The sequence below is a fragment of the Sulfidibacter corallicola genome, assembly GCF_017498545.1.
Lineage (GTDB): Bacteria > Acidobacteriota > Holophagae > Acanthopleuribacterales > Acanthopleuribacteraceae > Sulfidibacter > Sulfidibacter corallicola.
Window position 1 is genome coordinate 4,323,583 of record NZ_CP071793.1, and the last position, 17,767, is coordinate 4,341,349.

General features: G+C 59.3%; 12 protein-coding genes. 3 read left to right on the forward strand and 9 right to left on the reverse strand.

Annotated features, from left to right (window positions below; all coding sequences use genetic code 11):
• The first annotated feature begins 759 nt into the window (after positions 1 to 759).
• Positions 760 to 1,965, forward strand: a complete 1,206-nt coding sequence (locus tag J3U87_RS12995) for an O-antigen ligase family protein (protein WP_237383473.1) — start codon at positions 760 to 762, stop codon at positions 1,963 to 1,965.
• A 179-nt stretch (positions 1,966 to 2,144) separates the two neighbouring features.
• Complete coding sequence (gene pyrF, locus J3U87_RS13000) at positions 2,145 to 3,029, forward strand: orotidine-5'-phosphate decarboxylase (protein WP_237383474.1); 885 nt, start codon at positions 2,145 to 2,147, stop codon at positions 3,027 to 3,029.
• A gap of 1,094 nt (positions 3,030 to 4,123) precedes the next feature.
• On the opposite strand, the gene J3U87_RS13005 is transcribed toward pyrF, so the two are convergent.
• From J3U87_RS13005 to tssB, 9 genes are all read right to left on the reverse strand, one after another.
• Positions 4,124 to 5,695, reverse strand: a complete 1,572-nt coding sequence (locus tag J3U87_RS13005) for a type VI secretion system contractile sheath domain-containing protein (protein WP_237383475.1) — start codon at positions 5,693 to 5,695, stop codon at positions 4,124 to 4,126.
• 76 nt (positions 5,696 to 5,771) lie between these two features.
• Complete coding sequence (locus J3U87_RS13010; protein ID WP_237383476.1) at positions 5,772 to 7,253, reverse strand: sigma-54 interaction domain-containing protein; 1,482 nt, start codon at positions 7,251 to 7,253, stop codon at positions 5,772 to 5,774.
• Positions 7,254 to 7,396: 143 nt separating this feature from the next.
• Complete coding sequence (gene tssH, locus J3U87_RS13015; protein WP_237383477.1) at positions 7,397 to 9,994, reverse strand: type VI secretion system ATPase TssH; 2,598 nt, start codon at positions 9,992 to 9,994, stop codon at positions 7,397 to 7,399.
• A 3-nt stretch (positions 9,995 to 9,997) separates the two neighbouring features.
• Positions 9,998 to 11,524 (reverse strand): type VI secretion system contractile sheath large subunit, encoded by a 1,527-nt coding sequence (tssC, locus tag J3U87_RS13020; RefSeq protein ID WP_237383478.1) that lies wholly within the window; start codon positions 11,522 to 11,524, stop codon positions 9,998 to 10,000.
• The gene (gene tssE / locus J3U87_RS13025; RefSeq protein ID WP_237383479.1) at positions 11,508 to 11,921 is read right to left on the reverse strand and encodes a type VI secretion system baseplate subunit TssE; all 414 of its coding nucleotides are present in this window, start codon (positions 11,919 to 11,921) and stop codon (positions 11,508 to 11,510) included. The genes tssC (J3U87_RS13020) and tssE overlap by 17 nt, the downstream gene beginning before the upstream one ends.
• Position 11,922: 1 nt before the next feature.
• On the reverse strand, positions 11,923 to 12,909 hold the full coding sequence (locus J3U87_RS13030) for a type VI secretion system baseplate subunit TssG (protein ID WP_237383480.1): 987 nt from the start codon (positions 12,907 to 12,909) through the stop codon (positions 11,923 to 11,925).
• Between the two features lie 6 nt (positions 12,910 to 12,915).
• Complete coding sequence (gene tssF, locus J3U87_RS13035; protein WP_237383481.1) at positions 12,916 to 14,646, reverse strand: type VI secretion system baseplate subunit TssF; 1,731 nt, start codon at positions 14,644 to 14,646, stop codon at positions 12,916 to 12,918.
• A 24-nt stretch (positions 14,647 to 14,670) separates the two neighbouring features.
• Positions 14,671 to 16,191 carry a type VI secretion system contractile sheath large subunit gene (gene tssC, locus J3U87_RS13040; protein WP_237383482.1) on the reverse strand — a complete coding sequence of 507 codons (1,521 nt, stop codon included), beginning with the start codon at positions 16,189 to 16,191 and terminating at the stop codon, positions 14,671 to 14,673.
• A 29-nt stretch (positions 16,192 to 16,220) separates the two neighbouring features.
• The gene (gene tssB, locus J3U87_RS13045) at positions 16,221 to 16,742 is read right to left on the reverse strand and encodes a type VI secretion system contractile sheath small subunit (RefSeq protein ID WP_237383483.1); all 522 of its coding nucleotides are present in this window, start codon (positions 16,740 to 16,742) and stop codon (positions 16,221 to 16,223) included.
• Positions 16,743 to 17,302: 560 nt separating this feature from the next.
• On the opposite strand from tssB, the gene J3U87_RS13050 reads away from it, so the two are divergent.
• Positions 17,303 to 17,758 (forward strand): hypothetical protein, encoded by a 456-nt coding sequence (locus J3U87_RS13050; RefSeq protein ID WP_237383484.1) that lies wholly within the window; start codon positions 17,303 to 17,305, stop codon positions 17,756 to 17,758.
• Positions 17,759 to 17,767 lie beyond the last annotated feature (9 nt).

Sequence of the window (17,767 nt, forward strand, 5' to 3'; positions counted from 1 at the left end):
CTGAAAAAATAGCTTTGTAATGGGGTGGCCAAGCATGGGCTCGGCTCGATGAATGTTGGCTCATGACATGCTCCGATAAAGATCCAAAAATGAAGAGAAAGAGATCGCAACCAACGCACCGGTAACGAGCGGCGCTCGGCTGGAATCCATCGCGGAGATATGAATAGCGGATCATTCGGTGGATGCGGCCGTTGTCGAAGGAAGGGTGCGGTTCTCCGGAGTCGTGGAGGGAAGATTCACTCGCCATCCACCAGGGAAAAAAGGGCCGGAAGCACAGCCAACATCGGGAATGAAAAGGACATCGAACTGAGAAGACCGAATCTACCAGCTCGAATATAGTGGGCCTGGGGAGACACCAAACCCCTTTAATTGCGTCATTATTACCTATTAATGACCATATTGAAGGCGTATCATTTCTTTTGTGACCAAAACCACGCCATCGGCCTTCCACGTCGGGACCGCGCGGAACGGCGATCACTTTTCAGACGTTGCCAGGGATTGCCAAATCCACGGCACCGACCCGGCAAAACCGAACCAAGATCCGCCTCAACGGATTGCAAGCCAAGGCTTCCCTCCGATGCCGAGGCTCCCCGGCGGCCCGCAACCCGGGGTCTGAAACCGAGGCCGAATGTGCTAGGCTTGGTCAGGCTTCATTTGGGGCCGTGACACGTTTGGCCGCCCTTGCACGGCTCCTCCCCCACGGATCCGCAACCCGAGCCGAAGCCACTGCAACAAGCCACCACGGGAGCCTCCTGCTACATGACCCAGACCAAGCTGCTTGAAATTCGGCGTTGGTTGTTCTACTGGTGTTTCGCCTCGTTCTCGCTGGGCATCGCCACCCAACAGACCTCTTTCTTTCTCTTTTTTCTGTTCCAGGTTGGACTGGCGGCCCGATACAACATTCACATGGCGGGCATTTTGGACAAGGGGCGCCGCATGGGAGCCCTGCTCCTCGGCTGGATCGTGGTCGCCGCGCTGATCGCTCAAGCCCGGCAACCGGACATGAAACAGACCGATTTCCACTGGGCCCTGGTGTCTTTTTGGATTCTCGCGCCGGCGATGGTTCGCGAAATCCAGTGGGAACGCCTGCACCGCGTCCTGCTGGTGCTCTCGGTTCCGGGCATCCTGCACAGCGTGTATTGGTTGCTGCAACCCGCGGAGATCGCCCACGCCCTGGAGATCGGGTTCAGCATGTATCCTCGGGCGGAAGGACTGGTCTCCAACGCGATTACCAACGCCGAGGGGCTCGCGATCCTGGCCTGCTGGAGCCTGGCCCGACTTTCCTCGAAGCTGAGCCCCCGCGAGCGACGCCTGATCCTCATCCACCTGTTGTTCTCGATTTTGATCGTGGTCTTCTCGCGCGTCCGGTCCGGAATTCTCGGCTTCAGCGTCCTGATGTTCCTGACGGCCCTGTTCTCGGAACGATCCCGTCGCCTGAGCCTGATCGGCCTGGGCGTCACCATCGTGCTCTCGATCGGGGCGATCGCTTTCTTCGGATTCAACATGGCCTCGATCGAGGAACGCATGATCTTGATCCGGAACAGCCTGAAACTCTGGGTGCAACATCCCTGGGTGGGCATCGGTCCCGATCGATTCACCGATTACCCCCTGGGAGGCGAAACGATCACGGGGCACCCCCACAACACCTGGCTGGGCATCGGGGTGGAAACGGGCATCGTCGGTATCGTGATCTACACCCTGTTCATCATCCTGCTGGGGCATCGCCTGTGGTGCCTGTTCCGCGATCGCAAGCAAAACCCGGATGTACCCGATTGGGCGATCCGGGCGATGTGCTCGTGTTTCGTCATGTACCTGATCTTCGGCATTTTCGATTTCAACTTCGCCGATTCCGAACTGCTGCTGTTCCACGGACTCCATTGGGGCTTGGCCACGCAGCTCTGGAGAAACCGCTTCGAAGAGGAAAACCGGGAAGAGAAGCCCAAGGGGAGAAAGCAGGCGGCGTGAGACAAGGCATTCTTTTCAAACGGAATTCACATTTCAATAAAAGTGATGAATACTTTAACGTAACCTTTTTTCCGGCCACGACGGGTTCTTGCGCCAAGCACACGTCGTAGATGCCGAAGCCACCATGGGCGACCGTGGCGGCCGCTCTCAAAATTTGTAGCTTGTAAGGAATACCGACTATGCATTTCGCCGATCGCCTCATTCAACGTTGTCACGAACGGAACAGCCGCCTGGTCGTCGGCCTGGATCCCCACTGGGACCGCATCCCGGCCTCGTTCAAGCGCGGCTTCGCCCCCGACGATTACTGCGGGGTCATTTCCGGCTTTCTCACCCATGTCATCGATGTGACCCACGAGCACGCGGTCGCCTTCAAACCGCAGATCGCCTTTTTCGAGCAGTTCGGGCTGGCAGGAATGGAAGCGCTCGTCAAAGTCCTGGCCCACCTACGCGTGCGCCATTGCCTGGTCTTGATGGACGGAAAACGCAACGATATCGGCAGCACCGCCGCAGCCTACGCCCGCGCTTTTTTCGGACAGGGCGACCAGCCGGCGGGATTTCCCAGCGATGCGCTCACTGTCAACGCCTACCTGGGCAGCGACGGCATCAAGCCCTTTCTTCAGTCACCGAATCACGGCATTTTCGTGCTGGTCAAGACCAGTAACCCTTCCAGCGGCGAATTCCAGGATATGAAGTTCGGCTCCGGAGCCAGCCTGGCCCAGACCATGGCCGCGGCCGTGCGCCAATGGAACGAACCGACCATCGGCGAGTCGGGCTACGGCAATGTCGGCGCGGTGATCGGCGCCACCTACCCCGAGCACATGGCCGCGCTGCGCCGCGAGATGCCGTGCTCGTTGATCCTGGTGCCGGGATACGGCGCGCAGGGCGGTTCGGCCCAAGCGGTCAAGGCGGCCTTCAATGAAGACGGATTGGGTGCGTTGATCAACTCGTCGCGAGGCATCCTGTTCCCGGCCGAGTTCGAGAAGACGGGATTCGAAGCCATCCGCGAAGCGGCCTGCGACGCCAGGGAAGACATCAACCGCATCGTCGCCCTGCGCGATCTGTGAACTGACGGCCGCCCCGAAGTTCCCGCATGTCGATAAGGGGCGTCGTCTTCGAAGCGATCCACCCGAGCAGTGCCCGCATGTCGATAAGGGGCGTCGTCGCTGTAGGTTGGCCCGCTGGGCCGACATTTCGAAGTGACTCGCTCGAGGAGTGCCCTCATGTCGATAAGGGGCGTCGTCGTGGTAGGTTGGCCCGCTGGGCCGACATTTCGAAGCCAACCAGGTCTGCAATACCCGCGACCTCAGAGGGGCGTCGTGCCCGGTGGGTTCAGCGGCCCACTGAACTTTTCGAAGCGATCAAACTACCCATCAGAATGGTCCCAGGAGCGGAGCTCCCCACCTTCGAATGAGCAATATTGTGGAAGTGAACCAGGCATGGATTTCCTGCAACTCGAGAGGAGCGTCGTGCCCGGTAGGTTCAGCGGCCCGCTGAACTGTTCGAAGCAATCCAAGTACACATAAGAATGGTCCCAGGAGCGGAGCTCCCCACCTTCGAATGAGCAATAACCGCCAAGCCTGACATTAGGGGTCGGTTAGTGGTTGTATTTCGCCCCCGGATCACTCGATACTGGCGTGCTCCGCTCTGGTGTAGCGGTTTCAATCGCCACCAAGTCGCTTCGTCGTGTCGGCCCAGCGGGCCAACCTACCGCGACGACGCCGCGCTTCAAAATGCGGGCACTGCTTGGGCGGATCGCTTCGAAGACGACGCCCCTCCTTAAAATGCGGGAACCGCGAGCGTAGGTGGCTTCGAAAAGTTCAGCGGGCCGCTGAACCCACCGGGCACGACGCCCCTCTGAGGTCGCGGGCATTGCAGACCTGGTTGGCTTCGTCGTGTCGGCCCAGCGGGCCAACCTACCACGACGACGTCCCTCTCGGTATGCGGGAACTATGGAGGCAACGTACTTCGACATGGACGTGATACGGAGCGAGTGGCTTCGCTCATTGGTATTTCGATCGCCCGTTGCCTGGGTCGCTTCGTCGTGTCGGCCCAGCGGGCATACTGCCCGTGATCAACCTACTGCCATGGCAACCCTCTTCGACAGACGGGAACTCCTGCTTCGATCGCGAGACCCTGACGGATCTCGCGATCGGTTGCATCAATCGACGGCCAAAATCAGGTTGGGGAAGCTGTTGAACACGGGGAACGGCGCGCGGAACTGCAGCAACCGCTGCCCCTCGTCTCCCTGCTCCTCGCGAATTTCCGTGCCCGCTTCCAATCGGGCGTAGGCGCGCAGGGCCTCGACCAAGTCCGCGTCGGGGTGCAGCGTACGCAATTGGCGGCTGCAGCAGCCGGCGAAGAAGCGATACGGCAGGCTGTACTCGACCAGGTTGCGGGCATCCAACTTGTCGGACGCGGGAATCTTGATGGTGCCGAAGCAGGTCATGCCCAGGATCGAGAGGAAATCGCGCTTTTCGAAGCCCGAGATCGCCGTGAAACCCTCGAAGGCGAGATCGTCGCCCTGATCCTTGCTGAACTCGACCACGCAGCCAGGCGAAATGGAGAGGTGGCCCAGGGGCCCCAACAACTCGGACGGCCAGGCGTCTTGACTCAGGTGGTAGATCATCACCAGGCCCAGGTAGTAGCTGGGCGGCGCGAAGACGCGTTGCTCCTCGGGCACGTCCGGATCGCTGACCAGGAAGGGGTTCAACGCCAGGAACAGCCAGGAAGAACTCTCCTCGTCGCGCAGCTTGCGCCACTTGATGTGGGCCGGCGTGCTGAGCTTGCCGGAAAAATCGCGGGTCATGGCCAGCAGGCGCCAACTCTTGGCCATGAAGATCTGCGGCGATCCGTTCAGCAGCATCGGCACCGAAAGCGTCTCGCCCATGCGTCCCAAATAGTGCAGCAGGTGGCGGTCGTCGTCGGTATTGCCGAAGTAATCGCAGAAGATGGCCAGATCCATCGGCAGCGGATCGTGGGTTTCCGGCTTCACGTGGAGCAGGAATACCGCGTCACACACTTCGCTTTTCATGCAGTCCACGATCGAAACCTTGAGGTTGGGCGTCAGGTAGCGCAGGAACAACTTGAGACCGCGCCACTGGCCGTGCAGCTCGTTCAAGGATTTCTCGGCTTGGATCTGCGTCATGACGTGGCGTTGGATCTCGTCCAACTCGTAGGCGACCTTGCTGCGTTTATCGCCCTCGTAGACCGTCGTCCCGAAGAAGGTTTTGAGGTTGGGCAGACGCAGGCTCGATTCTTCCTCTTCCTCCTCATCGCCCAAATCGACCATGCTCAGCAGGTCGATCACCTTGTTTTCACCCTGAGCCGCGGCCATGCTCTGCACCGTTTTCAGGGCGGGGAACTCCGCCACCAGCCCGGCCGGTGACACCGTGTTCTCCTTGTTGGCGGCCTCGATGCGCTCCTTGGCCGACTTGATCGCGGCCAGCAGCGGAATCTGGGCCGCAATGCCCTTGGCACTGAATTCCTTGAGCGAACCAAAAGAGAGGGAGACCTTCAAGTCGTCGACCTTGGGAAGGACCACCGTCCCGTTCCAGCGCGGTGCCAGATCGGAAAAGAGCTTGTCCCAGGTGTTCTTCGAAAAGGTGCGCGCCGTCAATTCGGCCCGTTCCTGATCGAGACCGGAAAAGTTACCAAAAATATTGATGTGGAAGGTGCGCGGCTCGTGGGACACCTGCGCATCGCCGATATGGGGTTGAATATCCGTCGTCATCCTAGTCTCCGTAACAGGTTGTTAGTGGCAGGGGTTGTCGGTAGTGGGCGGCGGGCGTGAAACGGAGCCGAACGGGTCAGCTCAGGCCGTGCCGGTTCAACAGGCTGTAAAAGGTCGTTCTGGAGAGGCCCAGGCTCTTCATCGCTTTGGTTTTGTTGCCCTTGCTCTTTTCGATCGCATCCTTGAGCAGCGCCGCGGCGTAGGCGCCCATGCGTTCTTCGTAGGTGCCTTCCGTCCGCAAGGGACCGATGCTGGAGGGATCGCCGCCGTCATCATCCTCGTCGTCCTCCATCTGGAGGTAATTTTCGGTGATGTAGTTGGGATCGTCCTCGAACACCATGGCGCGCTCGATGATGTGCTCCAGCTCGCGCACGTTGCCGTGGCGGTAATCCATACTCATCACCACGTTCATGGCTTCGGGCCGGAGGGCCTTGAAGGCCAGGCCGAATTTTTCGTTGTATTTCTTGATGAAGTAATCGCACAGGGTGGGAATGTCGGAGCGGCGGTCGCGCAGGGGCGGCACGCTGATGGTCAGTCCCTTGAGGCGCTGGCGCAAATCGTTGCGGAACTTGCCGTCGTCCACCATTTTGCGCAGGTCGCGGTGGGTGGCGCACACGATGCGGGTATTGACCGTCTGCGGCTGATCGGCACCGACCGGGTGGATCTCGCCGCACTCGAGCGTGCGCAACAAGGTGACCTGCATGTCGGTGGGCATTTCACCCAGTTCGTCGAGGAACAGCACCCCGTCCTGGGCCTTCTTGAACAGGCCGGGCCGGTCCTTGAGGGCGCCGGTGAAGCTGCCCTTCACGTGCCCGAACAGTTCGCTCTTGAGGAGGTTGGGTTCCACGCTGCCGCAGTTCATGGAAATGAAGGGGCCGTCGTAGGCACCGAGCTTGTAAACGGCGTTGGCCACCAGTTCCTTACCGGTTCCGGATTCGCCTTGGATGAGGACCGTCGAGGGAACCCGCGCCAGCTTCTTGATCAGGTTGAACATGCGCACCATCGAGGGATGGTCGCCGATGATCCCGATGCGGTTCATCTCCAGTTCGGACTTGGCGGTATCCAGCTCGTATTGCTGCTCTTCCAGTTGGCGGGTGTTCTGGATCAGACGCTCCACATCCTTGAAGATGTTCTTGAGGAGCTGGACCTCGGTATCGGAATAGGCGGGCATCTCGAAACTGCGCGAGAGGAACCAGACCCCGGAGACCGTGCCGTTCGAGATCATGGGAATCGCCAGGGCGTGCTGGCGCTTGGCGAAACTCGGCGTGACCCGATTGATGTTCGCTTCCATGGTGGTCGTCTTCGACTGGATGTTCCCCGAAAGCGCGACCTGCTGCACCATCTTGATGGGAATGTACTTTTCCGGTGGAGACACGTCGGATCCCTCGCGGGTCCTCGCCGCCACACAGCTCACGCCGCCGGCGTCGATGGTGAAATAGGCCACCAGTTGGGCGAGACTGAACTCGGCCATCTCGTAGACGGTGTGGTAGGCCATCGACTCCATCGACGACAGGTTACTTTGGCTGAGGATGCGGTGAAACACCTCGAATCGATCCATCTCGTGCTCCGATGACTAACAGGTGACCGCGGGGCGGCGGTGTTGAGAAGTGCGATATCGGACCGGCCTCGGACGACCGGCCCGCCATCAAGGGAAACGAAGGTGCGACCGCCAGCCTTGTTCGGGCCGCACCGGGATTCGGGTCAGTTCCACTCGAGCCCGAATTGACCCTCGTCGTCCTTCACGAGCAGGGTCTTCTTCAGCTCGCCCTGCTCCATCAACTGGCGCAGGATGGATTCGGCGCTCAGCGGCAGCAACTCGGCGTTGATGATCTTGTCGATGTTGCGCGCACCGGCCTCGACCAGGCGGCAGCGATCGCTGATCATCTGCACCACATCGCTTTCCACGTTGAGCGTGATGCCGTGGTTTTCCATCAGGCGTTTGGCCACCTTGCGCAGCTTGAGGCCGACGATCTTCTTCATGACCTTTTCGGAGATCGGCGTGTAGGGGATCACCGTCATGCGGGCGATCAGGGCCGGTTTCAGGAACTCGTTGAGATGCGGGCGAATGGCTTCCAACAACTCTTCGGCGGTGGGCCATTCGTCTTCGGCGCACATCTCTTCGATGATGTTCGAACCCAGGTTACTGGTCATCATGACGATGGTGTTCTTGAAGTCGATGATGCGACCTTCGCCATCGGCGCAGTGGCCCTTGTCGAAGACCTGGTAGAACAGGTTCATGACGTCGGGGTGGCCCTTCTCGACCTCGTCCAGCAGCACGACCGAGTAGGGACGCTGGCGAACCGCCTCGGTCAGGACACCGCCCTCGCCGTAACCGACGTAGCCCGGAGGCGACCCGATCAGGCGCGACAGCGTGTGCTTTTCCTGGTATTCGGACATGTTGATCTGAATGGTGAAGCGCTCGCCGCCGAACAGCGTGTCGGCGAGGGTCAGGGCCATTTCGGTTTTACCGGTACCGGAGGGGCCGACGCACAGGAAGCAGCCGATCGGCGTATCCGGGTTGTTGACCTTGGCCTTGGAGGACTTGATCGCGCTGGAGATGCGATCGGCGGCGAAGTCCTGGCCCATGACGCGCTTCTTGAGGGACTTGTCCACGTCCAACACGTTGGCCAGCTCGTCGCTCATCATCTTGCCGACCGGAATGCCGGTCCAGTGGCTGACGATCTGGGAGACGGTCAAGGCCGTGACCTGGTACTCGACCATCGGGGTCTCGCCCTGCATCCCTTCCAATTCGCGCATCTTGGCCAGGCGCGACTCGTTCAACGGAGCCAGGGCGGCCTCGTCCTCACCGGCCTCGCCGATCTTTTGGTCGATCTCGAGAACTTCCGATACCAGGTCTTTCTCGGCCTGCCACTTGGTCTGGAGTTCCTGGAACTCGCCTTCCAAGCGTTCCAGCTTGGTGCGCAGGTCGGCCATCGCCTCGCTTTCGCGACCGGTCTGTTCGGTCTCTTTTTCCTTGTGCTCGATTTCCAGCTTGAGATGGTGAATGCCGTTTTCCAGGCGGGTCATCTCGTAGGGCTGGCTGTCGAGCGACATGCGAACCCGGGCGCAGGAGGTATCCAGCAGGTCGATGCCCTTGTCCGGCAATTGACGCCCGGAAATATAGCGATCGGCCAGTTGGGCCGCGGCCTCGATGGCGGAATCGAGGATTTCCACCTCGTGGTGTTCCTGGTATTTGAACTTGAGGCCGCGCAACATCTGGGTCGCCACGTCGGCACCCGGCTCGTCGACCTTGACCACCTGGAAGCGGCGCTCGAGCGCGGCGTCTTTTTCGATGTACTTCTTGTACTCGGACCAGGTCGTGGCCGCGATGGTGCGAAGCTTGCCACGGGCCAGCGCCGGTTTCAACAGGTTGGCGGCGTCGCCGGCTCCGGCCTGTCCGCCGGCACCGATCAGGTTGTGGGCTTCGTCGATGAACAGGATGATCGGCGTGGTGGAGTTCTGGACGGCTTCGATGACGCACTTGACGCGCTCTTCGAATTCACCCTTCATGCTGGCGCCGGCCTTCAGGATGCCCAGGTCCAGCGTGCGGATCTGCACGTTGGCGAGGCTGGGCGGTGCCTTGTCCTCGGCGATCAGCAGCGCCAATCCCTCGACGATGGCCGATTTACCCACGCCTGGCTCGCCCACCAGGATCGGGTTGTTCTTGCGGCGCCGCGACAGGATGTCGACCACCTGGTAGATCTCGGCATCGCGGCCGATGACCGGGTCGACTTCGCCCTTCTTGGCCAGCTCGACGATGTTGACGGTGAAGGCTTCCAAGGCCTCGCTGCCTTCCACTTCGGCCGCGCTCGGCACCTTGCCCTCGTTCTCCTCGCTGCCGACCGTCAACTCGTTCAACTGGTGGACGATCTGCTGTTCCTGTAGTCGCTCGAGGAAGGAGTAGCGCGAACTGGCCACCCAGCTTTGGTCGCGCAGCAGGGCGATCAGGAGGTGGGCCGAACGGATGCGCGATTCGCCGCGCTCCAGGTTGCCGAAGTTCCAGGCCTGGGCGAAACCCTCGAGAAGAATGGCCGAGAACTTGGGCTTGGCGTGGTTTCCGGTGTTCAACTGGTTGAGGCCGTTGTCGATCTCACGCCGAGCTTCCTCGAGATTCACACCGAGCTTGTTGAGTATGACGCTGATATCGGATTTGCTCTGGTCCAAAAGTTTCAGCAGACAATGCTCGGCCGTGATCTCGAAATGGGAACGCTGGATACAGGTTCCCGCGGCAGCTTCCAACGCCTTTGTAAGATTCTTGTTGAGTTTGCCCATGAGGGCTTTGATTTGACTGGCATCCATAATTTACTGCTCCTTCTCCCTTGGCATTTTCGATATGAGCGTGAGTTCGGCGTTGACACCCTCCAACTGAAGGTGGGGCTGCACGACGAGTTTGGCTCGATAGAACCCTGGGTTACTCGGATCTTCACTGACTTTCACCAAACCGTCCCTCAAGGGGTATAGTGACCGCAACTCCACTTCAGGATTCGGCATTTTGGTGATGAGGCCTTTCAACCAACGGTTGATTTCTTTTTCCAGCTCGGGCGCTTCCTTGGTCGTCCCGATGTTTTCGCGCTGAATGACTTTGGTGAAATGCGCCAGGCGGCACACCAGAAACAGGTAGGCCATGCTCGCGGCGATTCGGTCGAAGGTCGCCTGACCGCCGTCGCGCCGATCGGGTCGCTGCAGGGAAGGGGCCGAAAACAGGCAGATGCGCTCCCAATCCTTGTAGTACACGAACGGAATGAATCCCTGATTCGAGATCTCGTGCTCGTTGTGGTCGGAAAGCGAGACCTCCAGGGGAATTTCGCGAATCGGCATGCCCTTGCCCCCGATTTCGGAGGGCACGATCTCGCCGATCAGGCCGCCGGTACGCGGACCGCGAATGTAGATACACCAGCCGTGACGGATGAAGCTGCGAATCAAGATCATGCCGAAACCGTAGGAGGCGGGTATCCAGGTCTTCATGCTGTCCCGCAGGGCGTAGTGACGGCAATAGAGCGGTGGCAGACGCCGCCGCTTTTTCTGGATCAACATGCGCGGCAGGGCCATGCCCAGGTAGCGGCTGTCCTCGTTTTCGCGCAGGCTCTGCCACTTCACGTATTCCTGACTGCCGAAGTGAAGCTCGAAATCCTTGATCTCCTCGAGGTTGCGAATGTTGCGCAGGCCGAACAGGGTCGCCCCGGCATTGCCGATCGTCGGGCAGTGACAGCTCGCCGCGACCATCGACAACATCTTCATCAGGCGCAGGTCGAACGCTTTGTGGGAGAACTCGTAGTGGGTCAGGATCGCGGTGAACGGCTTGCCGCCGGCCTGGTCGTATTCGGTTTTGTAGAGGTGGTAGAACAGGCCGCTATCGCTGGGGTCGGGATACTCGTCGAAGTCCTCCATCAGGTCTTCTTTGGAGATGCACAGCAGCTCGACCTCTACGTCCGCGCGTCCCATGGTGACATCCACCACCTGGTTGGCCCCGATCCACAGCGATTCCAATTGGCGAAAACGGCGGTGGGCCATGATTTCGGCCAATTGATGGGCCAGCATCTCGTTGATCCGCACGATCGCCTGATCCAGGGCGATTCGCCAGTAACGCTGCCATTCCGGAGAGCCGAACTCGGGCCCCTCGGGCTGGGGCGCTTCCGCTTCCTCCTGCTCGACGGCAGCCTCATCGGCGGCTTCGTCGGGCACGGGATCCCCGTCCTCGGACACCACGGCAGCCTCCGCCGTTCCGTCCGCGCCTGCGTCCGGCTCGGCCCCGAGGGCGTCGGGGTCCAATCGTTTGTCGCTGGAAAAAGGATCTTTATTGGGTTCGGTGGTACTACCTGTGATAGTCATAGGGGTTCACCACGGCGGTCTCGGCACTGCCATCGCGCAACACGTCGGTGTGAAACGTCAGTTTGGAGACCCGGCCGTTTTCCTTGATTTCGCCGGTGACCCGGTACGTGGCCCGGAAGGTCTCATGAGACGTATCCTGAAGACGAACCTCCACGCGTTTCAGACGCGGTTCGAACTTCTCGATCGTCCGTTTGATTTCCGAGCCCAGGTTTTCTAGGGATTGCGGCAGAGAATAGTATACATAATGAATGTCGGGTAAGCCAAAATCAGGCAAATGGGCCGTCATGCCCTTGCGGTTGTTGAGCAGCAAGGCCAGGTGCTCCTGGATCGATTCGGCCAGATCGCGATGGTAGCGCTCCCCGCCGGTGATGACGTCCATAAAATTCTGATCGCCCATGTCAACCCACCGCCTCGCCGGTCTCGGGTGTCACACCCGGGTTCTTGGAAGGCGCGGGCACGTCCTTGCCCAGCGCTCCGGTGGTGATCAATGCGTTGTCGCGCATCGGCAGGCAGTGAACCCAAATATCGCGGCCCATGCTGCGGTTGCCCAACTCCCACTGGGGAATCTGGTCGCTGCGCAGCTCCAGGGTCAAATCGGTATCCCACTGACCCTGGGTGTAGTTCTCCAACAACTCGTTCATCAGCCTGCGCAATTTTCCGCCGGGCAGGAGTTCGAGGTAGTCGTCGTAACCGAGTTCCTTGACCTTGACCTCGAAGGTCCCGCCGATATCCTTGATCTTGGAGCCCACCAGGAAATTGCCTTCCCGACCGATGGTCAGGTTCTGGCCCATGATCGCGAACTGGTCCTGGGGAATGCGCCGGTACTGGGCCACGAAGGTGTTCAGCTCGATGTCCAGTTGCGGAAAGAAGGAGGCCAGGATGGACTGGAGCCCGATGATGGTGCGCGAACTGCGGCGATACAGGTACATCTGGTACCAGCGCAGCCCGTGCATGTAGGGCACCGAATGGCCGGCCAGCACACCGGAGAGCCGATCGAGGATGACCGCCTGACGCTTGGTGTGTTCGTTGCGCGGGCGCAGCGTGTCCTCGTTGAAGAAATGGTAGTTCTCCCAGGCCTGCAGGAGGAGCTGGTAAAAGCGTTGGTTGAACAGGTCGAGGAATTGGCGCATCGGCCGGTTCTTCTCGGCCAGGTGCAACAGCTCGTCGGTGAAGTAGTCCGGCAGGACGCCTTGGAGCCCGTACATCCCCAGGTAGCCCACCTGGTAGACCGACTCGCCGAAATCCTCGTCCTCGGAGGCCGGGAGTACCCATTCGTCCGTATAGGCCCGTTTGACCGGCTGGGTGAGCCGCATCGGCTTGCCCGACGTTTCTGATTCCTTGGCGATACACCTGAGCTGGTGCAACAGCAGGGTCAGGTTTCTCATTGGGAATCACCCCCAGGCGGTCCAGTGGAATTGGTTCTTGGTGGTCGATTCGGTGACGGTGAGCTTGAAGAAGCTGTTGATGGGACAGTAACCCTGCAGGAAGTGGCCGAACACGCGGGTGAACAGGGCGATGTCGCCCACCGCGGGGAAGTAGGAGCTGTCGGCGCCGAGCTCCATCTTCTGGCCCAGGACGCAGCACCCCTGCTTGACCACGTAATCGCGGTCGATGCCGATCTCGTGAATGCCCTGGATCTTGCGGGCACCGGCCTCGCTCTTGCCGTAGTTGTAGAGCGCCAGCAGCGTGCGCAGGGCGTCGATGTCGGTCAGCTCCTTGTAGTCGAGCGCCAAGTGGGCCAGAAAATCCCATTCGTTGACGCTGTGCAGCGGCGGCCAGAACGCCTGGGAGGCCGGCGCGATGTTGCGCACCTGAATGGTCTCGGGAATCTTGTTGCTGATGCGGTTGAGCTGATCCATCTTCAACTTTTGGGCGAAGTGGCGGTTGGTGCAGTTGGCGCGAATCGAAATCACCTGGTTCTGCAGGGCGCCCGGCCCCTCGTGGTCCATGTCGATGAACCGGATGTAGAAGTCCCAACCGCGATCGATCGCCTTGTCGCGGCGATGCATGTAGAACCACTGGCGCGGCGCGTTGAGCGTCTTGACCCCGAAGTGGTAGTAGGGTCGCACCGTTTCCTGGTCCTGTTCGTAACTGGCGATGACCTCGTCGACGCTGTGGACCTCGATATCGGCACGGGTGGAATCCGGGATCACCGGGAACTCGGGCCGCAGGTTGTCGATCTTGAAGGGCTCGCAATCGATCTTGTAGAGGTTCTGGGCCACACAGGCGTGCAGGCGGATGTTCTTGGTCTCGATGACGATGCCGGTGGCCATGGGTCGGTTGAAGCGAAAATCGACCTGGACTTCCTGGACGTCCTCGAGTTTGCCGAGGATCGCCTGCAAGCCCTTGATGCGAAAGAAAAAGAAGCGAAAGGGATAGAGGTAGTAGTCGCGCAGCAGGTGAAGCTGGCCCAGCCGTCCCTTATCGTGAATTTCGTAATCGTGATTGCCTTGGAAACCCGACCACTCCAGCTCCAAATCGCCGGGTTGGGTGGGGATTCCCTTCAACGAGATGCCGTTGATGTTCTCGGCGAACTGCAGGAACAGTTCGTACATGGTGGACGGATCGCCATAGATCCCGAACTCCAGCTTGTCCCATTCCAGGGCGCCGGCATCGGCGCCGGGGTGCAGGCGCAGCACGATACTGCGGGTGTAGTCGCCCGGTGCATCGGGGTCGACCCACAGCCGTTCGAGTTCCACGGGCTGAATCCACAGGTCCCAGCAAGTGGTGAAGGTGTAGCGCTCACCGTTGGGTCCGAGCCCGTTGGCGTAGAGTTCCGTCCCCGAGGGAACCAGAACCGGCTTGTCCAGCATGCTCTGTTGGGGCGTGAACTGGACGATGGTGCGCGCGGGCTGGGGTTGAAGGTATTGCGGGTAGATGAGCTCGAAGAGGGAATGGACCAGTTCGGGATACTGGGCGTTCAAATACCTATTGAGCTTTCCCGTGAGAAAGGCGAAGGATTCGATGATCCGTTCGGCATGGGGATCCCGCATCCCCGAATCTCGCGCATGGAGACCCAGGGTGCGGGCAATCTCAGGGAAACGCTCGGCGAAGACCGCCGCTTCCTGGTCCAGATAACGCAGCTCCTCTTCGTAGTAAACCCGGTCTTCGCGGGAAACCATGAAGTCGTCGCCTCGTGCTGGGAATTATGACTCTTTTCCGGAGGGCATTTTGGAAACCAGGGACATGTCGACGCTCATGCCTTCCATCTGGAAGTGCGGGCGAATGAACATTTCCACGCTGTACCAACCGGGAGACTCCTCGATATCGCTGACGATGATCTTGGCGTCTTTGAGCGGACGACGTGCCTTGAGGTCGGGGTCGGGATTCGGCATCTTGGTGACCAGACGCTGGATCCACTCGTCGAGTTCCTTCTGGAGGTCGTCCTTTTCCTTGGCGGACCCGATGTTCTCGCGCTGAATGACCTTGAGGTAGTGCGAGAGGCGGGAGGCCAGGAACAGGTAGGGAAGGTTGGCCGCCAACTTGGCGTTGGCCGTGGCTTCCGGAGTGGTGTACTTCTTGGGTTTCTGGCTCGACTGAGCCGAGAAGAAACAGGCGTAGTCGCTGTTTTTGTAGAAGGTCAACGGCATGAATCCGCTTTCGGCGAGTTCGAGTTCCACACGGTCGGAAATGGCGACCTCGGTGGGAATCTTCGACTTCATTTCGCCTTGATCTTCGTAGTGGAAGATCGGCAGATCCTCGACCATCCCGCCGGCCTGGGGCCCGCGGATGTTGACGCACCAGCCGTTGTTGGCGAAGCTCTGGGTCAGGCGGCTGGCGAAGGCGATCGAGGCGTTGCCCCACAGGAACTTGTCGTGGTCCTCACCGGCGACGTTCTCGTGGAATTCGAAATCGCGCATGGTGTGGTTGCCGGGGTTGTAGGGCTCGCGCAACAGGAATTTGGGATAGGTCAGTCCGAGATAGCGGGAATCCTCGCTGTCGCGGAAGGAGCGCCACTTGGTATATTCCTGCTGTTCGAACAGCTCTTCCATGTCCTTGACCTTGTGCAGGTCGGTGGCGGAGTTGAGTCCGAACATCTTGTCGTTGGCGGCGGCGATGAAAGGTGCGTGACAGCCGGCCGCGACGTGGCTGAGGTTTTTCATCATGGCCACGTCTTTGCTGCTCTGATCGAAGAAGTAGTTACCGATGACGGAGCCGATCGGCTGACCGCCGGCCTGATCGTATTCCTGCTTGTAAATGTGGTGGAAGAGCCCCGACTGCAACAATTCGGGAGCGTCCTCGAGGTCGGAACGCAGGTCTTCCTTGGAACAGTTGAGCACCTCGACCTTGATGTTGGCACGGAAGTTCGTGCGATCGACGAGGTACTTGAGGCCGCGCCAGGCCGATTCCAGTTCCTGGAACTTTTCGTTGTGCAGGACTTCGCTGACCTGCTCGCTCAACTTTTGATCGATACCGGAAATCACCGACTCGATCATGGGCTTGTCGAGCTTGTCGAGTTTCTGTCCCTGGGCCGTCAGCTCGCTGATCAGGTGATTCACCGCAGTGGCCAGACGCATACCCGCATCTTCGTTTTCCACCGTGGATTTTTTCGAGTGCGGCTCGCTGGGTGCGGCGAGATCGACCTTGTTCAGCAGGCTGTCGAGTACCGACAGCTCTTGCTCTACTTGCCCTCCCTGGGCTTCCGCTTGATTCTCAGGGGTCGTCATATAACATTCTCCTTAATCTTCACCCGGCTTCAGGCCTCGTCTTCTTTTGGTTGAAGCAAAGGCGCCAATTGATCGAGCTGGCTGCGCAGTGCATCGATCTTACTGGGATCGCCTACGATGCGATTCAACTCCTTGCGGAACTCGGAGTTGTTGACCACACGGCCCTTGAGATCCATCAACAACTTGCGGACTTCGAGCAACATTCGGGTTTCGGGCATTTGCTGGGCGATGTTCTCGGGATTGAAATCGTCGATCGAATCGAATTTCAGATCGACCTTCATCTCGTCGCCTTCTTCACCACTGAGCTTGTTGGCCACGTTGATGTTGAGGCCCAGCTTCTGCTCTTTCATCACCGAGGCGAAGTTATTTTTATTTACGGAGATTTTCTTGCGCTCTTCGAGGGGAGTGTCGTCCTCGCGCATGGTGTAATCTCCGAGCAGCAACAGTTTCAAGGGCAGTTCGACTTCTTCTTTCGCGTCGCCCACGTACTTAACGTACTTGATGTTGACCCTAGAGGGGGGAATCTCGTCTTGGTAGCTGCCCCGAGCCATAGGCGCCTCCTCGTGCTGATTCTTGATAATAAGACTAGTTGTCGTTTACGAAAGCTTTCCCAGACTAGCAAACCAGGGCGAAAAAAAACAAGGTATTTTTGAAGTCTGTCAAACGTGTAGAGGCGACCTCCGGAGTATCCTTTGCAACCCGTCTCAGGTCCCGGAAATTTGCACCCCGGCCGGACCTCATCGCCTTGACAGGCCGACGCTAAATTACATACCATTACGGGGTCTCCAACTTGTGTTTTGCCAGCTCGTGAAAAAAAAGCTTGATCCGATCAAACCTTTTTTATTTGATACACCACACATACCTTACGATTTGTCATCCAGTCACTTGGGTTTCGAATCGGCGGTGCCTGACTCGCCGAAGGAGGGCCTGACCGTCCCCGGCAGTGCGCCAGTCCGGTTGGTGAGCCAGGAAAGGAATGTCTGAAACCAGCGACTCTCGACGAATGATTGCGACTAGGTTTTCCAAACCGACTTCAGATACGACTTAAATTGGGAGTGCCGGGCCAACGCCCCGTGCTCCAGATCCAAGGTTGTGACAACGGAGCGTACCCATGCGTTATCTCTTGATTTGTATTCTAGCCCTGGGAATGGTCGCCTGCTTCGGCCCCCGACCATTTTCCAATGTTCATTTTCTCAGCTTGCCCGAAACCAACCAAGGCCGCGCCCTGCCGGTCCACGTCATCCCGGTGGACGAATCGTTGCGCGTCAAACTGGAGCGAATGACGGCCGAGGATTGGTTCATCAGCGACGACGTGAACACCTTGACCGGCATTCAAAAGCGCGTCCTGCGCGGTGCCCAGAACGAGGTGGTCCAAGCCGAACGCCGTAACGATCGCAACGACTTCATGGTGATCGTGGATTTCGCGGACGTGGAAGGTGCCGACCAGCAGAAGCTCGTGTTGGGTGACAAACACTACCGTGCCAAGGATATCTACGTGCTGGTGGAGCGCGACCGCATTCGGGTCGTGTCCAAGTCGGTCTACGACGATTATCTGAGAAGCCGCTAACTCCGCCGC

What these genes read in the sequence shown, in the direction of transcription:
- pyrF (WP_237383474.1), top strand. Translation starts at nt 2,145, where the DNA reads ATGCATTTCGCCGATCGCCTCATTCAACGTTGTCACGAACGGAACAGC.
- tssC (WP_237383478.1), bottom strand. Translation starts at nt 11,524, where the DNA reads ATGACTATCACAGGTAGTACCACCGAACCCAATAAAGATCCTTTTTCC.
- tssH (WP_237383477.1), bottom strand. Translation starts at nt 9,994, where the DNA reads ATGGATGCCAGTCAAATCAAAGCCCTCATGGGCAAACTCAACAAGAAT.
- tssE (WP_237383479.1), bottom strand. Translation starts at nt 11,921, where the DNA reads ATGGGCGATCAGAATTTTATGGACGTCATCACCGGCGGGGAGCGCTAC.
- J3U87_RS13005 (WP_237383475.1), bottom strand. Translation starts at nt 5,695, where the DNA reads ATGACGACGGATATTCAACCCCATATCGGCGATGCGCAGGTGTCCCAC.
- tssC (WP_237383482.1), bottom strand. Translation starts at nt 16,191, where the DNA reads ATGACGACCCCTGAGAATCAAGCGGAAGCCCAGGGAGGGCAAGTAGAG.
- J3U87_RS12995 (WP_237383473.1), top strand. Translation starts at nt 760, where the DNA reads ATGACCCAGACCAAGCTGCTTGAAATTCGGCGTTGGTTGTTCTACTGG.
- J3U87_RS13030 (WP_237383480.1), bottom strand. Translation starts at nt 12,909, where the DNA reads ATGAGAAACCTGACCCTGCTGTTGCACCAGCTCAGGTGTATCGCCAAG.
- J3U87_RS13050 (WP_237383484.1), top strand. Translation starts at nt 17,303, where the DNA reads ATGCGTTATCTCTTGATTTGTATTCTAGCCCTGGGAATGGTCGCCTGC.
- tssB (WP_237383483.1), bottom strand. Translation starts at nt 16,742, where the DNA reads ATGGCTCGGGGCAGCTACCAAGACGAGATTCCCCCCTCTAGGGTCAAC.
- J3U87_RS13010 (WP_237383476.1), bottom strand. Translation starts at nt 7,253, where the DNA reads ATGGATCGATTCGAGGTGTTTCACCGCATCCTCAGCCAAAGTAACCTG.
- tssF (WP_237383481.1), bottom strand. Translation starts at nt 14,646, where the DNA reads ATGGTTTCCCGCGAAGACCGGGTTTACTACGAAGAGGAGCTGCGTTAT.